Origin of the sequence: Rhodoferax sp. U2-2l, assembly GCF_020594515.1 — a bacterium.
Taxonomy (GTDB): domain Bacteria; phylum Pseudomonadota; class Gammaproteobacteria; order Burkholderiales; family Burkholderiaceae_C; genus Rhodoferax.
In genome coordinates this window covers 278,256-296,706 of sequence record NZ_JAJCTH010000002.1, presented here as the reverse complement: position 1 = coordinate 296,706, position 18,451 = coordinate 278,256, and the positions used below count along the sequence as shown (strand labels likewise).

Here is an 18,451-nt window from a genome sequence, read left to right as displayed (position 1 = left end):
GGCAGCGGCCTTCAGCTCAGCACCAGCTTGCGCCCGAACGGCGGCGCAGCGGAGGCAAAGGCCTGCGGCACCGCCCACAGCACCGGGCAGCGCGGCTGGTAGCGCGCCGGGCCGTCCAGATCGGTCAGCACCACGGTGATGTCCGGGTGGTGCCGGTCGGCTTCTTCCAGCAGCGGGGTGAAGTCGGTGCCACCGCCGCCGTTAAAACCCATCTCGCTCAGCTTGGAGCGGCCCGGTTTGAACACTTCGACCCGCTGCACGCGGTCGTCCCCCACCACCAACGTGATACCGGCCGCCAGGCGGCGGGTGATGGCCTCGATCTCGCGGGCAAAGCGCTGCATCAGCTCGTCGTCAATAGAGCCCGACACATCCACCACCAGCACCAAGCGCGGCACCGCCCGGTTCGGGCTGGTGCCGGGCTCGAACGGCATGCGGTGGTGCGGGCCACTGCGCCCCTGGTTGGCCAGGTAAGAGCGCGAGGGGCGCGACCAGGACAGCTCGGGCTCTTGGGACAGGCTGCGCGCCAACTGGGTGCGCAGCACCTGCTCCCAGGGGGTGCGGGTGCGGGGCAGGTCCGCCATCAGGGTGCGCAACATCGAGTGCGCGCCATCCCCGGCGTGGGCGCGGGTGAGACGCTCGCGCCACTGGCGGGCGGCCTCGGCCGCTTCTTCCGGCGGCCCCTGGGTGGCGGGGCCGGGCACCAGATCGGCCTGCGACGCTCGTCCCATCGCCAGCACCCGCGCGGCGCGCTGGCCTTCAGCAGGCTGGCCGGGCCCACCGGACTCGGCCGTTGGCCGGCGGGAGGCATTGGCCGCGCCTGCGTTCCCCGCGTTAGACGGGTTGGGCGCCGCGCCAGCGCTGTTGCCAGCACCTTTGCCACGTCGGCCTTGCGCCGCCCGGTCGTCCACCGCACGGTACAGGGTTTCCACATCCCATTGCAGCAGGGCCTGGTCGACCGGCTGCTCCAGCTGCAGCGTGGTTTTCAGCAATTTGTCCAGATACACCGCGTGGCTGGGCAGCTGCAGCCAGCTCACGTGGCTCAGGGCGCTGTTGACAATGGCATCGGCGCAAATGTTGAACAACGCCAGGTCCACATCGCCCAACAGATGCTGCAGGTCCAGGTAACGTTGCGGGTGACGCAAGGCGATGTGCAACACCTCGTGGGCGACGTGGCCCACCTGCTCGGGCAGCGGTAGCTTCTCAAACTCTGCGCCATAAAAAATCGTGCAGCCGTCCGTGACCACACAAGAGCCAGAGGTCGAAAGAGCTTGCCGCTCAGGCGCGTTCTGATGCTTGACCCACAAGGCCAGACCGCCGGTGGACGGCGCGTACTCCACCATGCGCGCAATCGCGCGGGTGCCGCGGTGCCGGTGCGGCGTGGCACCGGCGCTCTGGCTCTCAGCCACGCTGGTCCTCGCGGGCGCGCCGCTCCAAGTAGCGCGCATAAGCCGGGCTGTCGAGGATGGCCGCCTCCAGGCCACTTTCCAGCGCACGCTGCATCAGCAGCTCCATCGCCAGCGTCTGGCCCTCCAGAATGGGCAGCGGGGCTTTGCTGCGGATGTCGGCAAACTGTTCGATGACCTCCAGCGCCCTGGCCACCGTGGCTTCATCGCGGCAGGCTGCCAACAGGCCGTAGATGGTGCCGTAGAGGCCGTCCAGCGTTTTGGGCAGCAGCGCGGTGGTTTCGGTGCCGCGCGGTGCTGCCAGCAAGCGCACCACGTCGACGGCGGCCTGGATTTCGCGCAGCACACCAAAAAACTCGGCGGCGTTGGCCGCGCCGATGCGGCCCTGCACAAACACCCGCTTGGCTTGTTCCGACAGCCCCGACTTGAGCACGTTGGAGATGTCTTCCCAGCCGCGCGGACTGGCGCCGATCAGGTAGTCGTTGGCCAGCTGCGCCTGCGTGTCGTCCAGTTTGTCGGGCCGCACCCGCAGATAAGCCATGACTTCGGGGGCAAAGTCCTGCGCCAGGGCGTGGGCCAGAAAGGCGTCGATCACCGTTTGCACGTTGAAGTGGAACATGCGGTCGGCCAGCGCGGTGCCCATGTCGTTGCTGACCGCGTCATGAAAGCTGGCGTTGCCCGCGGCGATCACCTGCCAGCCATCGGGCAGGTGGTAGTTGCCCACGCGCCGGTCCAGGATCAGCGAATAAGCCGACACCTGCAAGCGTTTGTCAGCCGCGGTGAGTTCGTCCAGAAACAAAATGCCCGCCGGTTCATCGGGTGAGGGCAAAAACTCGGGCGGAAACCACACGGTTTTGGCCAGCTGGTCGTCGGCATAGATGGCGCCGCGAATGTCCACCGGCTCGATGGTGGTCAGGCGCAAATCGACCAGCGGCACCTTGAAATGCGCCGCCACCTGGCGCACGATGGACGATTTGCCCACGCCGCGGGTGCCCCACAGCATGGAGGCACGGCGGCGCAGGGTGGCGTCAGCGTACTGCTCGATCAGCGCGGCCTTGGCGGCGGCAATCGACACCGGCGGGATGTTCATGGGGTTACCAAGCATGGTCTACCTTGTGGTCTGGAAAAGGGTCAGGGGTGCGTTGCCGGTGCGGCGCCCACGGTGCCCGCGTTGGGCGCATCAGGCGGCTCTCGCCACCAAGATGGGGCGGTCAGGCGCCGGGGCGGTCGCGGCAAGTCAAAGCTGGGCATCTCGCGCAGGCTGAAGCCCCATAACAACAACAGCGGCGGCGCATTAAAAATCAGCATCCAGTACACCGAGTTCTGTTCCAGCCCCAGATAAGGCACCGCCAGCGCCGCCAGCACCAGCGCCAGCAGGGTCATCAGCGGCACGGCGCGCCGGGCAGCCACCTGCCAGCGTGCGGCAGTCTGCTTCTGGTGGAAATGTGCGGGTGATTGCGACAGCGTCAGCGCCAGATGCCGGGCGGCGGTTGCCTGTTGCTTTTCAGCCAGGCGGCTGCGCTCGGGCGGCTGGCCACGCAGCGTCAGCGTACCGCGCCAGTTTTTGGCACCACGCGACAGCCGCGCCCAGTCCCGGCCCAGCACCTGCAGCAAATCGTCCGGCAAATCAATGGCCGCTGCGGTACTGAGGGTCAGTTCCGCCGGATAGCCGGTCACCGCGGGCATCTTCAGCAGCAAGGTCAGGTCTAGCACACGCACCTCCCCCTGGCTCAGCAGCAGGGTGGGTGGCGCCGCAGCGGCCAAACCCACTCGGTAGCTGTAAGCCAGGGTCCAACCATCACCACAACAAAACAGCGACGCAGGCTCAACCGCCTCAACGGCTTGCAGCAAACCGCCCGCATCCGCCCCGCTGGCCACAAGCGTTGCCGTCAGACCGCTGGCATGGGTGACGATGCGCTTGAGCACACAAGCGCCGTTGGGCTGGCTCTCCAGCGTCAGCGTGTCCGTCATCAAATTGGCCGCCGCCGTCGGGTTGTCAAAAGCCCGGGACTTGAACACCAGACGGCGCTGGATGCGGTCGCTGGCGGCGAGATCAAGCTGGCGGCCGCTGCGGGTGAACGGCTCGATCAACCCCAGAATGTCGTGATGGGTCAGCGGCTGCGTGCTCATGGCCGGACCCCTTGCGCACGGCCATGCCGCAGGCTGCTGGCCCGGCGGCTTTGACTCACCAAAATGCTGCGCTGTTGCATCGATAAATTATGCCTTTCCCACCCGAAAACCACCTGTCTTGTGGGCTGAATCACCCAGCCATATGACCCCAATCACCGGGCTTGTGTGCGCCATTGAACTTTTCAATTAGCACTCTCTCAGAGGGAGTGCTAACATTTAGCTGTCCATCTACAGGAGTACTGGCATGACAACTCACACTGGCACCCCAAGCAATGCGCTGACCCTGGCTAACCCCTGGGCGCTGGTTCCTGCGCTGGGCAATCTGGACGCTTACATTTCTGCGGTCAACCGCATGCCCATGCTCACGCTGGAAGAAGAGCAGACCTTTGCGCGCCAATACCGCATCAACAACGATCTGGAAGCCGCCGGGAAACTGGTGCTGTCGCACCTGCGCCTGGTGGTGTCGACCGCCCGCCAATACTTAGGCTACGGCCTGCCGCATGGTGACCTGATCCAGGAAGGCAATGTGGGCCTGATGAAGGCCGTGAAACGCTTCGACCCCGAGCAAGGCGTGCGCCTGGTGAGCTACGCACTGCACTGGATCAAGGCCGAGATCCACGAATACATCCTGAAAAACTGGCGCATGGTCAAAGTGGCCACCACCAAGGCGCAGCGCAAGCTGTTTTTCAACCTGCGTTCGATGAAACAACGTTTCCGCAGCGCCGATGCCATGGCCGACCTCGACTCCCACCGCGACACGCTCAACGACAGCCAGATTGACGCGATGGCATCGCAGCTGAACGTCAAGCGTGAAGAAGTCATCGAGATGGAAGCGCGCCTCTCAGGCGGTGATGTGTTGCTGGACCCCAGCCCCTCTGACGACGGTGAAGACGCTTACGGCCCGATTTCCTACCTGACCGACGCCGCCCACGAGCCCACCGCGATGATCGAAGCGCACCACCGCGACGTGCTGGCCAGCGACGGCATTGCCTTGGCGCTGGACACGCTGGACGCGCGCAGCCGCCACATCGTCGAAGAACGCTGGCTCAAGGTCAACGACGACAACTCCGGCGGCATGACGCTGCACGACCTGGCCGCCGTGTATGGCGTGAGCGCCGAACGCATTCGCCAGATTGAAGTGGCGGCGATGAAAAAGATGAAAAAGTCGCTGGTTGAATTTGCCTGACCACCCCGGTCAACGCCCGCACCCGCCACCGATAATCACCCCCCGCTGCTGCAGAACCCTGCGGCAGCGGGGGTTTTTTCATGGTTGATCGGAGCCAAGACATGTCTTTTTCGAGTCGTCGCAACACACTTTTAGCCATCGCCATCAGCGCACTGTCCGGGGTCGTCAGCGCACAAACCAGCTGGCAGGCTGCGGGCTGGCCCAGCAAAACGGTGCGCCTGGTGGTCGGCTTCCCCGCTGGCTCGTCGCCCGACCTGACTGCGCGCGCACTGGCCGAGCCCTTGTCCAAAGCACTGGGCAAGCCGGTGATTGTGGAGAACAAGGTCGGTGCGGGTGGCAACATTGGCGCAGACCATGTGGCCAAAGCCACCGACAACCACACGCTGGGCCTGATGATCAATGGCAACCTGACCACGGCCAAACTGCTCAACCCCAAGCTGCCGTATGACCCGTTGAAAGACCTCCAGCCGGTGAGCCTGATCGGCGTCTCGCCGCTGGTGTTGATGGCGCCCAAGAACGCGCCCGGCGCCGACGCGGCGGCGTTTTTCGCGGCAGCCAAACTGGCGGGCGACAGCTGGAGTTACGGCTCACCCGGTGTCGGCACGGTCGGCCACATCGGCATGGAACTGCTCAACGCCAAAACCGGGATGAAGCCCCTGCACGTGCCCTACCCCGGCTACGCGCAGGTGGCGCTCGCCATGGTGGGTGGGCAACTGCAACTGTCGATGTTGCCCCCGGCGCTGGCCATGGCGCAGGTCACGGGCGACAAACTGCGCGCCATCGGTGTGACCAGCAGCGGGCGCAGCGCGCTGGCACCGCAGCTGCCCAGCATGCGCGAGGCCGGTGTGGCCAACTTCAACCTGGAGATCTGGAACGCGGTGGCGGCACCCAAGAGTTTGCCCGCACCGATCGTGGCCGAGTTGTCAAACCTGATCGGCGCCATCGTCCGCGCACCCGAGATGCGGCAAAAACTGTTTCAGCAAGGCTGGCAGGTGGTGGGATCGTCCCCCGAGGGGCTGGCCAACCGCATCCAGGCCGACACCCAGGTGTTTGGCCGCGTGATCAAGTCGCTGGAGATCAGCAACCAGTAGGCGGCGGTTTCAGGGCGCGGATTTGAGCAACAGGCGGATATCCGCGGCCGTCTTCTCGGGCGGCGTGCCGTAGCGGGTGAACAGGCGCAGCTTGCCCTGCGTGTCGTAGACGTAACTGCCCGCGGTGTGATCCACCGTGTAGCTGGTGGGTGTGGCGCCAGGCACTTTTTTGTAATACACCTTGAAATCCTTGGCCAGCGCGGCAAGCTTGTCGGGCGTGGTGTACAGCGCCAGAAAACCGGGGTCAAAGGCGGCCATGTAGGCTTTGAGGACGTCGGGGCGGTCGCGCTCGGGGTCCACGGTGACAAACAGGCCCTGCAATTTGTCGCCATCCGGGCCGAGCTGCTGCTTGATGGCCACCATCTCGGTCATCGAGGTGGGGCACACGTCCGGGCATTGGGTGTAGCCAAAGAACACCATCACGATCTTGCCCGAGAAGTCGGCCAGCGTGCGCGGCTGGCCGTTGTGGTCAGTCAGGGCAAAGTCTTTGCCGTAGCTGGCACCGGTGATGTTGATGGCGGTGAACGCCAGCTCGTCCTGGCTGCAGGCGGCCAATTGGCCTAAGGCCCAGACGCTGAAAGCGCCTCCAGCTATCTTTTGAAGAGCTTGTCGTTTATTCATCGGTGGATCTTAATCCGTCGACAGATGGGCATCTGGCGCGGGCGGGGCGGCTTTTATGGCAGCAGGTAGTGGTCAAGCATCAGGGCGGCAAACAGGGTGCTCAGGTGCGTCAGGGAATACCGGAAGGTCTGGCGCGCCAACACATCGGAGTAGTTGCGCCACAGACGCCAGGCATAGCGGCAAAAACCCGCGCTCAGCACCACCGCCGCCAGCAGGTACAGCCACGAACTCATGCCGTAGGCAAAGGGCAGCAGGCACGCCGCCGCCAGCACCCAAGTGTAGATCAGCACCATCAGCCGGGTATAGGCCGGGCCATGGGTGACGGGCAACATCGGCAGGCCCGATTGGCGAAACTCTTCCACGCGGTACAGCGCCAGCGACCAGAAATGCGGCGGCGTCCACAAAAAAATGATCAAGAACAGCATCAGCGCCTCCGGCCCCACCTGGCCAGTCATGGCGGCCCAGCCCAGCACCGGCGGCATGGCCCCAGAGGCGCCGCCGATCACGATGTTCTGCGGGGTGCGGGGTTTGAGAATCACCGTGTAGATCACCGCGTAGCCGACAAAGGTGGCAAACGTCAGCCACATGGTGAGCGGGTTCACCCACCAGTACAGCAGCGCCGAGCCCAGCAGGCCCAAGGTGCCGGCAAACAGCAGGGTTTGCCCGCCCCCCAGCTCCCCTTTGGCGGTGGGCCGCCAGGCGGTGCGTTTCATCTTGGCGTCGATGCTTTTCTCGATCAGGCAATTACACGCCGCCGCCGCGCCCGCCACCAGCCAGATGCCGATGCAGGCGGTCAGCGCCAGGCCGAGTTGCGCCACCGTTGGCACACCGGGCACCGCCAGCACCATGCCAATCAGCGCGCAAAACACAATCAGCCACAACACGCGTGGTTTGGTGATGGCGTAGTACTGGGCCCACACCGACCGGCCAATACCCAAGGGTTGAATCGCGATGCTCATGGCGGTGCTCCCAAACGATGCATGCCGGGTGGTGCGGCGGTGGCTACAGCAGCGGCCTGCCAGGTCCGGCTGGCGGCGATCCAAGTCAGGGTCAGCACCAGTGCAGACGCCCCCCCGGTGTGCACCAAAGCCGCCCATAACGGCCAGCCCAGCACCACGGTGCTGACACCGGTGGCCAGCTGCAAACCGAGCAGCGCCACAAGCAAGCGCGCCAGCTTGCGCCAGCTCGGGATGCGGTGGAGTCGCCAGGCCAGCGCCAGCAACACCCCCGTGACCACCACGGCCATCAACCGGTGCACCACATGGATCGCCGTCAGCCCCGCCAGGCTGAGGTAAGCGCCGGAACCGCTGCGACCCGGCTCGTGCCAGATGCCAAAGCCTTCGCGCAGGTCCATCTCAGGCCACCAGCGGCCCTGACAGGTCGGGAATTCGGTGCAGGCCAGCACCGCGTAGTTGGCGCTGACCCAGCCGCCCAACGCCACCTGAACCAGCAGCAACCCCAAAGCGACGTGAACGTACCGGCGCGTCCCCTCGCTCAGTACCCGCCGCGGCGCCTGTGGATCACCGCGCACCACCTGCGTCGCCAACATGATGAGCAACACCAACGCGCCCAGCAAATGCAGCGTGACGATGACCGGATAGAGCCGCAGGCTCACCGTCAGCGCACCAAAAGCACCCTGCAGGCAAACCCAGACCAGAGTCAGGGTGGCCAGCCAGGGCCACGGCGTCTGCCGGGCAAGCGCTTGGGGCACCACGCGTTGTCGCCACCAGTCACGCCAGGCCAGTGCCGCCTGCCAGGTGATCAGGGCGCCAACGGCCATGGCCAGATACCGGTGTGCCATTTCGATCCAGGCTTTGGCATGGGTCACCGGGCCTTCCGGCTGGGCGATTTCTGCCGCCGTGATCTGGTTGGCGGCACCCAGCGGGGACAGCTGGCCGTAACAACCCGGCCAGTCCGGGCAGCCCAAGCCCGAATCCGACAGCCGCGTGAAGGCGCCAAACACCACCAGATCAAAGGTCAGGAACAGGGTCAGCACACGCAAGGCGTGTTGCCGCTGGTGGGGGCGACCCTGCCGGTGGTTCAGCCACACCCATAGCACCGGCCCCAGCGCCAACAGGGCCGCCAGCAGCAGCAGGCCTGCCAGTGGCGACAGGTCGTAGGCGGGATACAGGTTCACCAAGGAAGACACCGCATGGTTGGGCTCCGTCCATCTGGATAAGGTCTCAAAGCTGCACCGAAACCGCGCCTATCGTACAGTTGGATGCGTTTATCTGCTGAGATAGCTCACAACCGAAAAAAGCCTTCCCAAAACATGCCGCCCATCACCACGCCGTCCGGTTTGTCCATGGCAAGCTTGGACGCCCCCTCAACGCGGCTGGCGCGTGCCTGGCTCGGCTTAGGGCTGGCCGCATTGACCGGCTCCGGGCTGCTGGCGCTGCTGCTGGTGCTGTCGCGCACGCCGGGGATTCAGCACGTGTTTCCGCTGCGCGATTTTTTTCGCGCCGCGCTGGTGGTGCATGTGGACCTGTCGGTGCTGATCTGGTTCATGGCGTTTGCGGCCGTGCTTTGGAGTCTGGCTGGCAACAGCCGGTGGGCGACGCTGGGCTGGGTCGGCTTTTGGCTGGCCACGTTGGGCACCACGCTCATCGGTGTGGCGCCGTTTTTCCCCGATGCGCAGCCGCTGCTCAACAACTACGTTCCGGTGCTGCAGCAGCCGGTCTTTTTCGCCGGACTGGTCCTGACAGCGATCGGCGTCGGCCTGTCCGTGGTGCGGGCCTTGCTGACCATCCCGCCACAGATCAGTTTCAAAGGTGGGATGCCCGCCGATGCCGCGCTGCGTTTGGGCGTTTGGCTGGGCGCCGTCGCCGCGGCGGTGGCCCTGGCCAGTTTTGTGGGCTCGTGGCTGGCGGTGACCGACGTGTTGGGGCAGCTGCTCTGGGAACGGGTGTTCTGGGGCGGCGGTCATGTGCTGCAGTTTCAGCATGCGCTGCTGGCCTGCGTGGCCTGGTTCTGGCTGGCCGATGCGCTGGGCGCGCCCGTGGCCACATCGGGTCGCGCCACCGCCATCCTGTTTCTGATCGCTGCCCTGCCGCTGCTGGCCGTACCGGTGATTTACGCCAGGTATGAGGTTGGCTCGGGCGAGCACATGGGGTCTTTCATGCAGCTGATGGCACACGGCCACACGCTGATGGCGCCGCTGGTTCTGCTGGCGGCGGCAGCGCTGTGGCAGGTGCGCTGGCAGGTGGCGCCCGCCAAATCGGCACTTTTGGCCTCGATGGGCCTGTTTGTCACCGGCGGGGTGCTGGCCTACCTGATCCAGGGGGCCAATGTGGTCATTCCCGCGCACTACCACGGGTCGATTGTGGGTGTCACGCTGGCCTTCATGGGGCTGACCTACGTGGTGTTGCCGCGTCTGGGATTTGGCGCCCCGGAGGATCGGCTGGCCCGCTGGCAGCCCTATGTGTATGGCGGTGGGCAACTCCTGCATGTGCTGGGCCTGGCCTGGTCAGGCGGGTATGGCGTGCAGCGCAAGGTGGCCGGTGCCGAGCAGGTCCTGACCTCGCTGCCCCAAAAAATAGGCATGGGCATGATGGGCCTGGGCGGCTTGATTGCGATCATCGGTGGTGTGATGTTTGTGGTGGTCTGCCTGCGTGCCATGCTGCCGCGACGCCCCCGTCAACCGCTTAAAACTTGACCAGTTTGCGCAGTTCGCGGATAAACGCTGCCGGCTCCACCGTGGCCTCGTAACGGAAGACAACATAACCCCGCCGGTCCACCAGATGGATCGGGGCCGCCGCCGCGTCAGCACCACCGCCCAGCTTTTGCGCCACAGCTTCATCAGTCACCCGAAGCACCTGCAAATCCGGGTGAACGGCCAGCAACTCGTCGGCTGGCCGCGTGGCATCGGTCAGGAGCCATAGCCGTTGAATGCGCTCCATGTTGCGACCCTGCGCGGTGCGGGCCTGGCGCGTCAGGTACAGCGCGTCGCGGCACGCCTGGGCACAACTGCCCGGCCCCGTGACCACCACCAGCCACTGGCCACCCACACCCGGCGCCGCCAGCGGCTGGCCATCGGGCTGCTGCACACCCGCGTACGGAAAAACGAACGGCGCCAACGGCTGGCCGACCATGGTGGTGACCGCTGGCGGCGCCACAAAATGAAAATACAGCGCGGCCATCAAGGGCAGCACACATACCGCAGCCATGACAAGCAAGACCCAGCGCCCCGAAGATCGTGAGGCTGGCCGGTTCAAAGTGGATTCAGTCATGGGCAGTGCCGTGTAGGGAGGTTGAAGGATGTCGTCACAGGGCTCAGGCCCGCTTCCAGGCGACCAGGCTGTAACCGATGGCCATCAGCGCAAAAACGACCCACATGATGGCGTAACCGATGTGCCGCCAGGCCGGGTTGTCAGGGCCCCGGACGTCCGACCAGTCACGCACCAGACCGTCGGCTACCGGCCCGCCCGGTACGCCCGGCACGCCGTCTGACTGCAGCACGATCAATGGCAGCACATCCAGCCCGCTGCGCTGGCGGTAGTCGCGCTCGCGCACGTGCTGCCACACCGGGCCGTCCGGCACGCTCTGACCCAATTCAAATACCTTGTCCTCAAACGGGCGGGCGATGCCGACAACGCTCACGGCGCCGCCCGGCGTGGTCACCACGGGCAACTCGGAGCGCAGGCGCGGCGCTGCAACCCAACCCCGGTTGACCAGCACCACCGCCAGGCTGCCGTCCAGCTGCAAGGCGGTCAGCACCTGGTAACCCACCCGCTGGCGATACATCTTGTTGTCCAGAAAAATGGTGCTGTTGGGCAGCCAGACGCCGTGCGCCGCCACCGGGTGCCACGGCGGCACGGGGTCATCACGCCGGGCGGCGTTGAGCACCATCGGACGCGCACTGGCCGTGGCTTGCTGCTGCTCATAGGTGGCGCCGCGCGTCTGGGCCCGCCACCATTGCAATCGCGCCATGCCCAGGCAGGCGGCGATCAGGGCCAGGCTGATGGCCAGACGCTTGGCCTGCGCCCCTGTCAGAAAAGTCATAAGCTCGCGCCTTCACCCCTGCCACCACCCACCACGCGCCCATGCGTTACGTTGTCATCCTCCTGCTCATCGCGATCCTGGTCAGCCTGGGCAGCGCGCTGCTGCCCGTGTTTCGCGACGCCCCGCAGAACGCCCGCCGGGCCGTGAAGGCGCTGACCTGGCGCGTTGCGCTGTCGGTGCTGCTGTTTGTGCTGTTGATGGGCGGACATTATTTTGGCTGGATCACCGGGCATTTGTGACCGCCTCATAACCAGTAGATCACCACAAACAGGATCAGCCACACCACGTCCACAAAATGCCAATACCAGGCCACAGCCTTGAAGGCAAAGTGCCGCTCCGGCGTGAAGTGGCCCTTGATGGCGCGCGCCAGAATAACCATCAGCATGATGGCGCCCAGCGTGACGTGAAAGCCGTGAAACCCGGTCAGCATGAAAAAGGTGGACCCGTAGACGCCGCTGGTCAGTTTCAGGTTCATGTGGTCATAGGCTTCTTGGTACTCGACCCATTGAACAGAGAGGAAAACCAGCCCAAGCAGCACCGTCAGCGCCAGGCCCGCCACCAGATGCGTGCGTTTGCCCTCGATCAGCCCCCAGTGCGCCCAGGTGATGGTGACGCCCGAACTCAGCAGCAACGCCGTGTTGATGGCGGGCAAACCCCAGGCATGCATCGGGGTAAACAGCTCCTTGGCGGCCGGGCCGGCGGTGGGCCAGGTGTTGGCAAAACCATCCCACAGCAGCGCCTGCGCCGGGCTGGCCAGGTCTGGCACCGCCAGCACCCGCACATAAAACAGTGCACCAAAAAAGGCAGCAAAAAACATCACCTCCGAGAAAATGAACCAGGCCATCGCCAGGCGAAAAGAGCGGTCCACCTGCAGGTTGTACAGATGGGCCTCAGACTCGGTGATCACCCGGCCAAACCAGCCCACCAGCATGGTCAGCAGCACCAGAAAACCGGCCAACAACACCCACGCGCCGTTTGCGACCGAGTTCATGGTGAGCACGGCGCCAAACGCCAGCAACAGCAGCGCGCCCGAGCCCACCAGCGGCCAGAACGATGGCGTCGGCACAAAATAGCGGGACGGTTCTGCAGCGTGGCTCATGGCAATCTCCTGAAAAGTTGTGTCAACCATCCCACATCGGCGCTGCGCTAACCCCCGGCTGCCAGGGAGGCCAGCCCGACCAAAACGAGCACCAGCAACACCATACACACCACAGCGGCCACCACCAAGACCACCGGCGACAGCGCCGTGGCATCCTCCTCATGGCGCTTTTGACCGCGCACACCGAACATGGCCGAACCCACCGTGCGCAAGGTGCGCCCCACCGCCGACGAGTTGGCTGGCCGTTGGCTCATGGTGCCGCCTGCGGCTTGGCTGCGGCTACCTGCACCGATCCCGCCGGCACCTCAAAAAACGTGTAGGACAAGGTCACGGTGGCCAGGTCTGGCGGCAAGCGGGGGTCAATGATGAACACCACCGGCAGCTGGCGCACCTCATGTGGCGCAAAGGTCTGCTGTTTGAAGCAAAAGCAATCCAGCTTGACCACATACTCGGCCGCGTGTTTTGGCCCGTAGCTGGGCACCGCCTGGCCGATCACGGGGGTGTCACGGGTGTTTTCAACCCGATACGTCAGGTGGATGATGTCGCCGGTCTGCACCGACAAGGTGCTGACTTCCGGGCTAAAACGCAGCCCGTTGTCGAAACTGTTGGCATCGAACTCGATCCCGATGGCGCGTGCCGCCACGGTGCTGCGCGCCAGTTTGCCAGCCCGGTCGATGTCATAAATACCAGTCCATTCACAAAAAGCTCGGTACAGCGACGGCTGGACCGCAGCAAACAACAAACTGCCCGCCACCACCCACATCAGCCGCCACGCCAGGCGCCGATTGGCCAGCCTGACTGGCGTATGGGGGGGCACGACGGGGGCGCTCATGTCGGGCTCAGTGGGCGGAGAACCACCACTGCCGCAGGATGTAGCTGGCAAACATGCCGAGTGCCAGCAGGGCCAGGCCGATGGCCAGACGCCGGTTGGCCGCTGTCTGGCGCGGGGGCCGCTTGGCGGGTGTGGGTTGAAGTGCATCGTTTTTCATGGCAACCCTCAGCCGTGCGCCCGTGACGTGTCAAACGGCGGCGGCACTTCAAAGGTGTGGTACGGCGCGGGCGACGACACCGTCCACTCCAGGCCTTCGGCACCTTCCCAGGGTTTGGCGGGGGCTTTTTCTTTGCGCCTCAGGGTGTTGAACACCACCACCAGCACCAGCAACTGGCTGATGCCAAAACCAAAAGCGCCGATGCTCGACACCATATTGAACTCGGTGAACTGCTGGGCGTAGTCCGGAATACGCCGCGGCATGCCCGCCAGCCCCAAAAAGTGCTGCGGGAAAAAAGCCACGTTGAAAAACACCAGCGACAGCCAGAAATGCCATTGGCCCAGTCTCTCGCTGTACATGTAGCCGGTCCACTTGGGCAGCCAGTAATACAGCCCGGCGTAGGCCGAGAACAGCGCTCCGGCCACCATCACATAGTGAAAATGCGCCACCACGTAGTAGGTGTCCTGAAGCTGGATGTCCACCGCGGTGATCGCCAGCACCAAGCCGGTCAGGCCGCCAATGGTGAACAGAAACAGGAAACCCAGCGCAAACAGCATCGGCGTCTCAAACGTGATCGACCCGCGCCACATGGTCGTCACCCAGTTGAACACCTTGACCCCGGTGGGCACGGCAATCAGCAGCGTGGCGTACATGAAATACAGCTGCCCGGTCAGCGGGATGCCGGTCACATACATGTGATGCGCCCAGACCAGAAACGAAATCAGGCCAATCGCGGCAATGGCGTACACCATCGAGGTGTAGCCAAACAGCGGCTTGCGCGAAAACGCCGGAATGACGTGCGACACCACCCCAAAGGCCGGCAAGGCGATGATGTACACCTCGGGGTGGCCAAAAAACCAGAAGATGTGTTGAAACAGCACCGGGTCACCGCCCCCGGCGGCGCTGAAGAAACTGGTGCCGAAATGGCGATCTGTCAGCAGCATGGTGACCGCACCGGCCAGGATCGGCATCGACGCAATCAGCAGGAAGGCGGTGACCAGCCAGGTCCAGCAGAACATCGGCATCTTCATCAGCGTCATGCCCGGCGTGCGCATGTTGAGGATGGTGGTGATGATGTTGATCGCCCCCATGATGGAGGACATGCCGAGAATATGGATGGCAAAAATGGCCATGTCCATGCCAATGCCCATCTGTACCGACAAGGGTGGGTACAGCGTCCAGCCGGTCCCGGCAGCGCCGCCGGGCATCAGCAGTGAGGAGGTCAGCAGGATGGCTGCGGGCGGCAGCAGCCAAAAGCTCCAGTTGTTCATGCGCCCAAACGCCATGTCGGAAGCGCCCACCATCATCGGCAGCATCCAGTTGGCGAACCCGACAAACGCCGGCATGATGGCCCCGAACACCATGATCAGCGCATGCAGCGTCAGCATCTGGTTATAGAACTCGGGCGTCACAAACTGGATGCCCGGCTGCATCAACTCCGCGCGCAGCACCAGCGACATGGCGCCACCGACCAGAAACATGGCAAAGCTGAACCAGAGGTACATCGTGCCGATGTCCTTGTGGTTGGTGGTGGTGACCCAGCGCAAGATGCCTTTGGTGGGATGGCCAGCGTGCGCCGCGTGGCCCTCGTGGCCTGGGTGGATGGCGGTATCACTGGCGTACATGGTGTGTCCTCCTTGGAGCGCGGGTCATTCGGGTCACTTGCCGCGCAGGGCCAGTACTTCAGCCGGTTGGATGACATCGCCGGTATGGTTGCCCCAGGCGTTGCGCTCATAGGCCACGACAGCGGCCAAGTCCGTGTTGTTGAGTTGCGCACCAAACGCCGCCATGGCGGTGCCTGTCTTGCCATTCAGGACGATGCCGATGTGGTCAAGCTTAGGACCTGTGACCAATTTGGAGCCATCCAGCGCCGGAATGGCCGGTGGCAGCCCGCTGCCGTTGACCTGGTGACAGGCAACACAATGGGCGAGATAGATTTTTTCGCCATGTGCCACCTGCTCGGCCAGGGTCCAGACCTTGTTGGGGTCCTCCACATTGGCGGCCATCAGCGTCTTTTGCTCGGCAGTCCACGCGGCATATTGCTGTTCGGACACCACCTCCACCACCACCGGCATGAAGCCGTGGTCTTTGCCACACAGCTCCGAACACTGGCCGCGGTAGGTGCCCTCTTTCTCGGCGCGGAACCAAGTCTCGCGCACAAAGCCGGGCACCGCGTCGGTCTTGACCGCAAACGCTGGCACCGACCAGGCGTGAATCACGTCGGCCGAGGTGGTCAGCACACGCACCTTGCGGTTGACCGGAACAACCAGCGGCCGGTCCACGTCCAGCAAGTAGTTTTCGCCTTTGGGTGCTTGACCTTTGATCTGCTCCTGGGTGGTTGCCAGCACACTCTGAAACCTGATGCCTGCAGCGTCACCGGTCAGGTATTCATAACCCCACTTCCACTGGTAGCCGGTGGCTTTCACGGTCAGGTCTGGCTGCGAGGTGTCGCGCATATTCACCAGCGCGCGGGTGGACGGCACGGCCACCACCACCAGAATCACAAACGGCACCACGGTCCACAGAATCTCGACCTTGGTGTTGTCATGAAATTGGGCGGCCTGGTGCCCCCTGGACTTGCGGTGGGCATACAGCGAATACGCCAGCACCGAAAAAACGCCGAAGAAGATGATGGAGATCAGCCACATCATCCAGGTGTGTAAATCCTGGGCCTGGCGCGCACTGGCGGTCACCGGGTCTTGCAAACCATGTTCCCAAGCGGCCATGATCAGGTTGCAACCCAACAACACAACACCCACAACCACCCCCTTGCCGGTTGTTGCAACCAGCGCTGGGATCCGTTCCAGAAGGCATCCAGTCGATTTGGTGACCATTGATCCCCCACGTTCTGGGTTGGTGAACACACCGCCGTGCCCGCAGCCATGGCACGGTCCGATTGTTCACAGTGACCGTGCCGTCACCAGGGTTTCCTGCAAAAACCATGACGGCAGGCTGGTTTTACCGTCGGCAGGCGGGGTGGTCAGCGGCTCCAGAACGCCTGGGCAATCGGCCAGACCAACGCCAGAACGATCACGGCAGGCACCAGCGTCCACGCCATTTCCACGCTCAACCTGGCGTGAAAGTTGGTTTGGGTCTGCTGGCCCAGACGATGGTGGCGCCAGGTCACCCACAGCAGCGTCACCACTGAGGCTAAAAACAGCAGCAAGCTAGCCAGCATCAGCGCGGACGGGAGATCCATCAAAGGCATCGTCAGCCCCGCGCACCGGGGTCGGTGAACGTGGTCGGCAAGCCGCCGTCCCGACGTTTGCCGCGCTGCAAAGCCATGCGCATGTCGTCGAGCGAAATCTCGCTGTGGGCGCCCACCGACAAGCGCGGTGGCGGTTTGAACGCATGGCCGTAAATCACTTCAAAGGTCAGTTGCAACGGCTGCTGTGCCAGCGCGTCCAACAGCTGCTGGTGCCAGCCCCGCCCGCGCAACGCGGGGAAACGTCCGACAAACAGGTTGCGGCCCAGACCGCGCAGCTCTTCCAGCAGGCGCGCAGGGGTTTCAAAGGTCAGCGTGATGCGCTCCATGTCCATCACCGGCTCGGCAAAGCCGTTGGCCACCAGCATGTCGCCCCAGTCATGCATGTCGGTGAACTGATGCGCCGGGGCGGGCCAGTGCAGCGCCTGGTAGAGCTTTTGCAGCTCCAGCAGCGTGTCGGGCCCCAGGCACGAAAACATCAAAAAACCGTCCACTTCCAGCGCCTGATGCCACTGCGTCATCATGGCCTGTGGGTCGGCCGCCATGTGCAGCGCCATGTTGGACCACAGCATCTGCGCCGGTTGGTCAATGCGCGTGGTCACCTGGGTTTTGGGTTGCAACCAGCTTTGGGGCTTCCAGCGCGGCGCCACCAGTGCCTTGGCCGCGCGCTGCACGTCTGCCGATGAGTTTTCCAGAACCGTGCTAGCGGCCTTGGGGTAACGCTGCGTCAGCAAACCATGCGCCTGCATGCCGCCGCGCAACGGCGCCCAGTGGACCCAGCGGGTGGGCTGCAGCTTGATGTAGTCCAGCCGCTCCTGCATGCGCCGCGCCACCTCTTCGTGCAGCCAGGGCGACTCGGCCACAGGCAGGTGTTGCCAGCGCTGGGCGGCTCGGGGGTCAATGGTGGGGGGCGTGGTAGAAGCGGGCATCTGGCAACCTGTGCGAAGCGGGGAGTATATTGAGCGAATGTTTGGCACGTTGATCACAGGGAAGTTGCCCAGGCTGCCCAGCCAGTGCCGGGTCTGCCACAGCTGGCCAAGCCAGCCGGTGTGTGAAGCCTGCGTGGGCCAATTTGCGCAACCACAGCCTCGCTGCCTGACCTGCGCCCTGCCCCTGCCTGCGGCGCTACAAGACAAGCCACGCCACTGCGGCGCCTGCATCAAAACCCCACCTCCACTGGACCGCTGCCTGGCCGCCGTTTCATACGCTTACCCCTGGTCCACCTTGATAACGCACTACAAATTTCATTCCGAACCGGGTCTGGTGCGCAGTTTTGCCACGCTGCTGCGCGCCATCCCCTGGGTGGAACCTGCGCTGGACAACGCCGACCTGCTGATCCCCATGCCGCTGTCCGACCAAAAGCTGAAGGCGCGCGGCTACAACCAGGCCCTGCTGCTGGCCCGCGCACTCGAACCGACCAAAACCCGCGCCGACATCCTGCTGCGCATTCAGGATACGCCAGCACAGCACACCCTCAAACGCAGCGAACGCCTGACGGTGCTGAACCACGCCTTTGCCGTGGAGCCGCTGCTGGCCCACACCCTGCGCGGCCAGCGCGTGGTGCTGGTGGACGATGTGATGACCACCGGCGCCTCCCTGTTCACCGCCGCGCGGGTGCTCAAGGCGGCGGGGGCCAGTGTGGTGACGGGCTTGGTGGTGGCGCGGACAGAGTGAGGTGGCGGTCTCACGATGTAGAGTGGGCGCACCACCGACTTCCCAAAGGCCA

21 protein-coding genes are annotated in these 18,451 nt (G+C 64.3%); 5 read left to right on the top strand and 16 right to left on the bottom strand.

Going from position 1 to position 18,451, the window contains the following annotated elements; translation table 11 throughout:
• Positions 1-11: 11 nt before the first annotated feature.
• The 3 genes from LHU53_RS03045 to LHU53_RS03035 are packed head-to-tail and all read right to left on the bottom strand — an operon-like array spanning position 12 to position 3,533.
• Complete coding sequence (locus tag LHU53_RS03045) at positions 12-1,406, bottom strand: VWA-like domain-containing protein (RefSeq protein WP_227330603.1); 1,395 nt, start codon at positions 1,404-1,406, stop codon at positions 12-14.
• Positions 1,399-2,493 (bottom strand): AAA family ATPase, encoded by a 1,095-nt coding sequence (locus LHU53_RS03040; RefSeq protein ID WP_227330602.1) that lies wholly within the window; start codon positions 2,491-2,493, stop codon positions 1,399-1,401. Before LHU53_RS03040 ends, LHU53_RS03045 begins: the two co-directional genes overlap by 8 nt.
• Before the next feature lie 41 nt (positions 2,494-2,534).
• The gene (locus tag LHU53_RS03035) at positions 2,535-3,533 is read right to left on the bottom strand and encodes a hypothetical protein (RefSeq protein ID WP_227330601.1); all 999 of its coding nucleotides are present in this window, start codon (positions 3,531-3,533) and stop codon (positions 2,535-2,537) included.
• Positions 3,534-3,777: 244 nt separating this feature from the next.
• On the opposite strand from LHU53_RS03035, the gene rpoH reads away from it, so the two are divergent.
• Both rpoH and LHU53_RS03025 read left to right on the top strand, forming a co-directional pair.
• The gene (rpoH, locus tag LHU53_RS03030; protein ID WP_227330600.1) at positions 3,778-4,719 is read left to right on the top strand and encodes an RNA polymerase sigma factor RpoH; all 942 of its coding nucleotides are present in this window, start codon (positions 3,778-3,780) and stop codon (positions 4,717-4,719) included.
• A 101-nt stretch (positions 4,720-4,820) separates the two neighbouring features.
• Positions 4,821-5,810 carry a tripartite tricarboxylate transporter substrate binding protein gene (locus LHU53_RS03025; protein WP_227330599.1) on the top strand — a complete coding sequence of 330 codons (990 nt, stop codon included), beginning with the start codon at positions 4,821-4,823 and terminating at the stop codon, positions 5,808-5,810.
• Positions 5,811-5,819: 9 nt separating this feature from the next.
• On the opposite strand, the gene LHU53_RS03020 is transcribed toward LHU53_RS03025, so the two are convergent.
• Genes LHU53_RS03020 through LHU53_RS03010 form a run of 3 tightly spaced genes read right to left on the bottom strand, consistent with a single transcriptional unit; the run spans position 5,820 to position 8,571 of the window.
• Complete coding sequence (locus LHU53_RS03020) at positions 5,820-6,431, bottom strand: SCO family protein (RefSeq protein WP_227330598.1); 612 nt, start codon at positions 6,429-6,431, stop codon at positions 5,820-5,822.
• A gap of 53 nt (positions 6,432-6,484) precedes the next feature.
• On the bottom strand, positions 6,485-7,390 hold the full coding sequence (cyoE, locus tag LHU53_RS03015) for a heme o synthase (RefSeq protein ID WP_227330597.1): 906 nt from the start codon (positions 7,388-7,390) through the stop codon (positions 6,485-6,487).
• Positions 7,387-8,571 carry a heme A synthase gene (locus tag LHU53_RS03010; RefSeq protein ID WP_255631878.1) on the bottom strand — a complete coding sequence of 395 codons (1,185 nt, stop codon included), beginning with the start codon at positions 8,569-8,571 and terminating at the stop codon, positions 7,387-7,389. Before LHU53_RS03010 ends, cyoE begins: the two co-directional genes overlap by 4 nt.
• Positions 8,572-8,736: 165 nt before the next feature.
• Between LHU53_RS03010 and LHU53_RS03005 the strand changes: the two genes are divergently transcribed.
• Positions 8,737-10,086 carry a cbb3-type cytochrome c oxidase subunit I gene (locus LHU53_RS03005; RefSeq protein WP_227330595.1) on the top strand — a complete coding sequence of 450 codons (1,350 nt, stop codon included), beginning with the start codon at positions 8,737-8,739 and terminating at the stop codon, positions 10,084-10,086.
• Here the strand turns inward: LHU53_RS03005 and LHU53_RS03000 are convergent.
• Complete coding sequence (locus tag LHU53_RS03000) at positions 10,076-10,660, bottom strand: hypothetical protein (RefSeq protein ID WP_227330594.1); 585 nt, start codon at positions 10,658-10,660, stop codon at positions 10,076-10,078. The two genes, LHU53_RS03005 and LHU53_RS03000, sit on opposite strands and share 11 nt — an antisense overlap.
• Positions 10,661-10,703: 43 nt before the next feature.
• Positions 10,704-11,432, bottom strand: a complete 729-nt coding sequence (locus LHU53_RS02995; protein ID WP_227330593.1) for an SURF1 family protein — start codon at positions 11,430-11,432, stop codon at positions 10,704-10,706.
• 41 nt (positions 11,433-11,473) lie between these two features.
• Here LHU53_RS02995 and LHU53_RS02990 point away from each other — a divergent pair, with 41 nt between their 5' ends.
• Complete coding sequence (locus LHU53_RS02990; protein WP_227330592.1) at positions 11,474-11,671, top strand: twin transmembrane helix small protein; 198 nt, start codon at positions 11,474-11,476, stop codon at positions 11,669-11,671.
• Positions 11,672-11,676: 5 nt separating this feature from the next.
• Here LHU53_RS02990 and LHU53_RS02985 read toward each other — a convergent pair whose 3' ends face one another.
• The 8 genes from LHU53_RS02985 to LHU53_RS02950 form a co-directional block, all read right to left on the bottom strand.
• Positions 11,677-12,531: a cytochrome c oxidase subunit 3 gene (locus tag LHU53_RS02985; protein ID WP_227330591.1), complete on the bottom strand. Its 855-nt coding sequence runs from the start codon at positions 12,529-12,531 to the stop codon at positions 11,677-11,679.
• 47 nt (positions 12,532-12,578) lie between these two features.
• Positions 12,579-12,785, bottom strand: coding sequence for a DUF2970 domain-containing protein (locus LHU53_RS02980; protein WP_227330590.1), 207 nt, complete (start codon positions 12,783-12,785; stop codon positions 12,579-12,581).
• A complete protein-coding gene (locus LHU53_RS02975) occupies positions 12,782-13,363 on the bottom strand; it encodes a cytochrome c oxidase assembly protein (protein ID WP_227330589.1) in 582 nt (193 codons plus the stop codon). The genes LHU53_RS02980 and LHU53_RS02975 overlap by 4 nt, the downstream gene beginning before the upstream one ends.
• Positions 13,364-13,370: 7 nt before the next feature.
• Entirely contained in the window at positions 13,371-13,520 is a 150-nt protein-coding gene (locus LHU53_RS02970; protein WP_227330588.1) for a hypothetical protein, read from the bottom strand.
• A gap of 8 nt (positions 13,521-13,528) precedes the next feature.
• A complete protein-coding gene (gene ctaD, locus LHU53_RS02965; RefSeq protein WP_227330587.1) occupies positions 13,529-15,145 on the bottom strand; it encodes a cytochrome c oxidase subunit I in 1,617 nt (538 codons plus the stop codon).
• 33 nt (positions 15,146-15,178) lie between these two features.
• On the bottom strand, positions 15,179-16,246 hold the full coding sequence (gene coxB, locus LHU53_RS02960; RefSeq protein ID WP_227330586.1) for a cytochrome c oxidase subunit II: 1,068 nt from the start codon (positions 16,244-16,246) through the stop codon (positions 15,179-15,181).
• 254 nt (positions 16,247-16,500) lie between these two features.
• Complete coding sequence (locus LHU53_RS02955; RefSeq protein WP_227330585.1) at positions 16,501-16,719, bottom strand: cytochrome c oxidase subunit II transmembrane domain-containing protein; 219 nt, start codon at positions 16,717-16,719, stop codon at positions 16,501-16,503.
• Between the two features lie 11 nt (positions 16,720-16,730).
• Positions 16,731-17,654 carry a biotin synthase gene (locus tag LHU53_RS02950; RefSeq protein ID WP_227330584.1) on the bottom strand — a complete coding sequence of 308 codons (924 nt, stop codon included), beginning with the start codon at positions 17,652-17,654 and terminating at the stop codon, positions 16,731-16,733.
• A gap of 37 nt (positions 17,655-17,691) precedes the next feature.
• Between LHU53_RS02950 and LHU53_RS02945 the strand changes: the two genes are divergently transcribed.
• Positions 17,692-18,399 carry a ComF family protein gene (locus LHU53_RS02945; protein WP_227330583.1) on the top strand — a complete coding sequence of 236 codons (708 nt, stop codon included), beginning with the start codon at positions 17,692-17,694 and terminating at the stop codon, positions 18,397-18,399.
• The last annotated feature ends 52 nt before the right edge of the window (positions 18,400-18,451 follow it).

Bases quoted from the DNA above. Each gene is read 5' to 3' on its own strand.
- LHU53_RS02990 (WP_227330592.1), top strand. From the start codon at position 11,474: ATGCGTTACGTTGTCATCCTCCTGCTCATCGCGATCCTGGTCAGCCTG.
- LHU53_RS02985 (WP_227330591.1), bottom strand. From the start codon at position 12,531: ATGAGCCACGCTGCAGAACCGTCCCGCTATTTTGTGCCGACGCCATCG.
- LHU53_RS03005 (WP_227330595.1), top strand. From the start codon at position 8,737: ATGGCAAGCTTGGACGCCCCCTCAACGCGGCTGGCGCGTGCCTGGCTC.
- rpoH (WP_227330600.1), top strand. From the start codon at position 3,778: ATGACAACTCACACTGGCACCCCAAGCAATGCGCTGACCCTGGCTAAC.
- LHU53_RS02980 (WP_227330590.1), bottom strand. From the start codon at position 12,785: ATGAGCCAACGGCCAGCCAACTCGTCGGCGGTGGGGCGCACCTTGCGC.
- LHU53_RS03020 (WP_227330598.1), bottom strand. From the start codon at position 6,431: ATGAATAAACGACAAGCTCTTCAAAAGATAGCTGGAGGCGCTTTCAGC.
- LHU53_RS02955 (WP_227330585.1), bottom strand. From the start codon at position 16,719: ATGGATCTCCCGTCCGCGCTGATGCTGGCTAGCTTGCTGCTGTTTTTA.
- LHU53_RS03035 (WP_227330601.1), bottom strand. From the start codon at position 3,533: ATGAGCACGCAGCCGCTGACCCATCACGACATTCTGGGGTTGATCGAG.
- LHU53_RS02950 (WP_227330584.1), bottom strand. From the start codon at position 17,654: ATGCCCGCTTCTACCACGCCCCCCACCATTGACCCCCGAGCCGCCCAG.
- LHU53_RS02995 (WP_227330593.1), bottom strand. From the start codon at position 11,432: ATGACTTTTCTGACAGGGGCGCAGGCCAAGCGTCTGGCCATCAGCCTG.
- LHU53_RS02945 (WP_227330583.1), top strand. From the start codon at position 17,692: ATGTTTGGCACGTTGATCACAGGGAAGTTGCCCAGGCTGCCCAGCCAG.
- coxB (WP_227330586.1), bottom strand. From the start codon at position 16,246: ATGGCCGCTTGGGAACATGGTTTGCAAGACCCGGTGACCGCCAGTGCG.
- LHU53_RS03000 (WP_227330594.1), bottom strand. From the start codon at position 10,660: ATGACTGAATCCACTTTGAACCGGCCAGCCTCACGATCTTCGGGGCGC.
- ctaD (WP_227330587.1), bottom strand. From the start codon at position 15,145: ATGTACGCCAGTGATACCGCCATCCACCCAGGCCACGAGGGCCACGCG.
- cyoE (WP_227330597.1), bottom strand. From the start codon at position 7,390: ATGAGCATCGCGATTCAACCCTTGGGTATTGGCCGGTCGGTGTGGGCC.
- LHU53_RS03025 (WP_227330599.1), top strand. From the start codon at position 4,821: ATGTCTTTTTCGAGTCGTCGCAACACACTTTTAGCCATCGCCATCAGC.
- LHU53_RS03040 (WP_227330602.1), bottom strand. From the start codon at position 2,493: ATGAACATCCCGCCGGTGTCGATTGCCGCCGCCAAGGCCGCGCTGATC.
- LHU53_RS02970 (WP_227330588.1), bottom strand. From the start codon at position 13,520: ATGAAAAACGATGCACTTCAACCCACACCCGCCAAGCGGCCCCCGCGC.
- LHU53_RS02975 (WP_227330589.1), bottom strand. From the start codon at position 13,363: ATGAGCGCCCCCGTCGTGCCCCCCCATACGCCAGTCAGGCTGGCCAAT.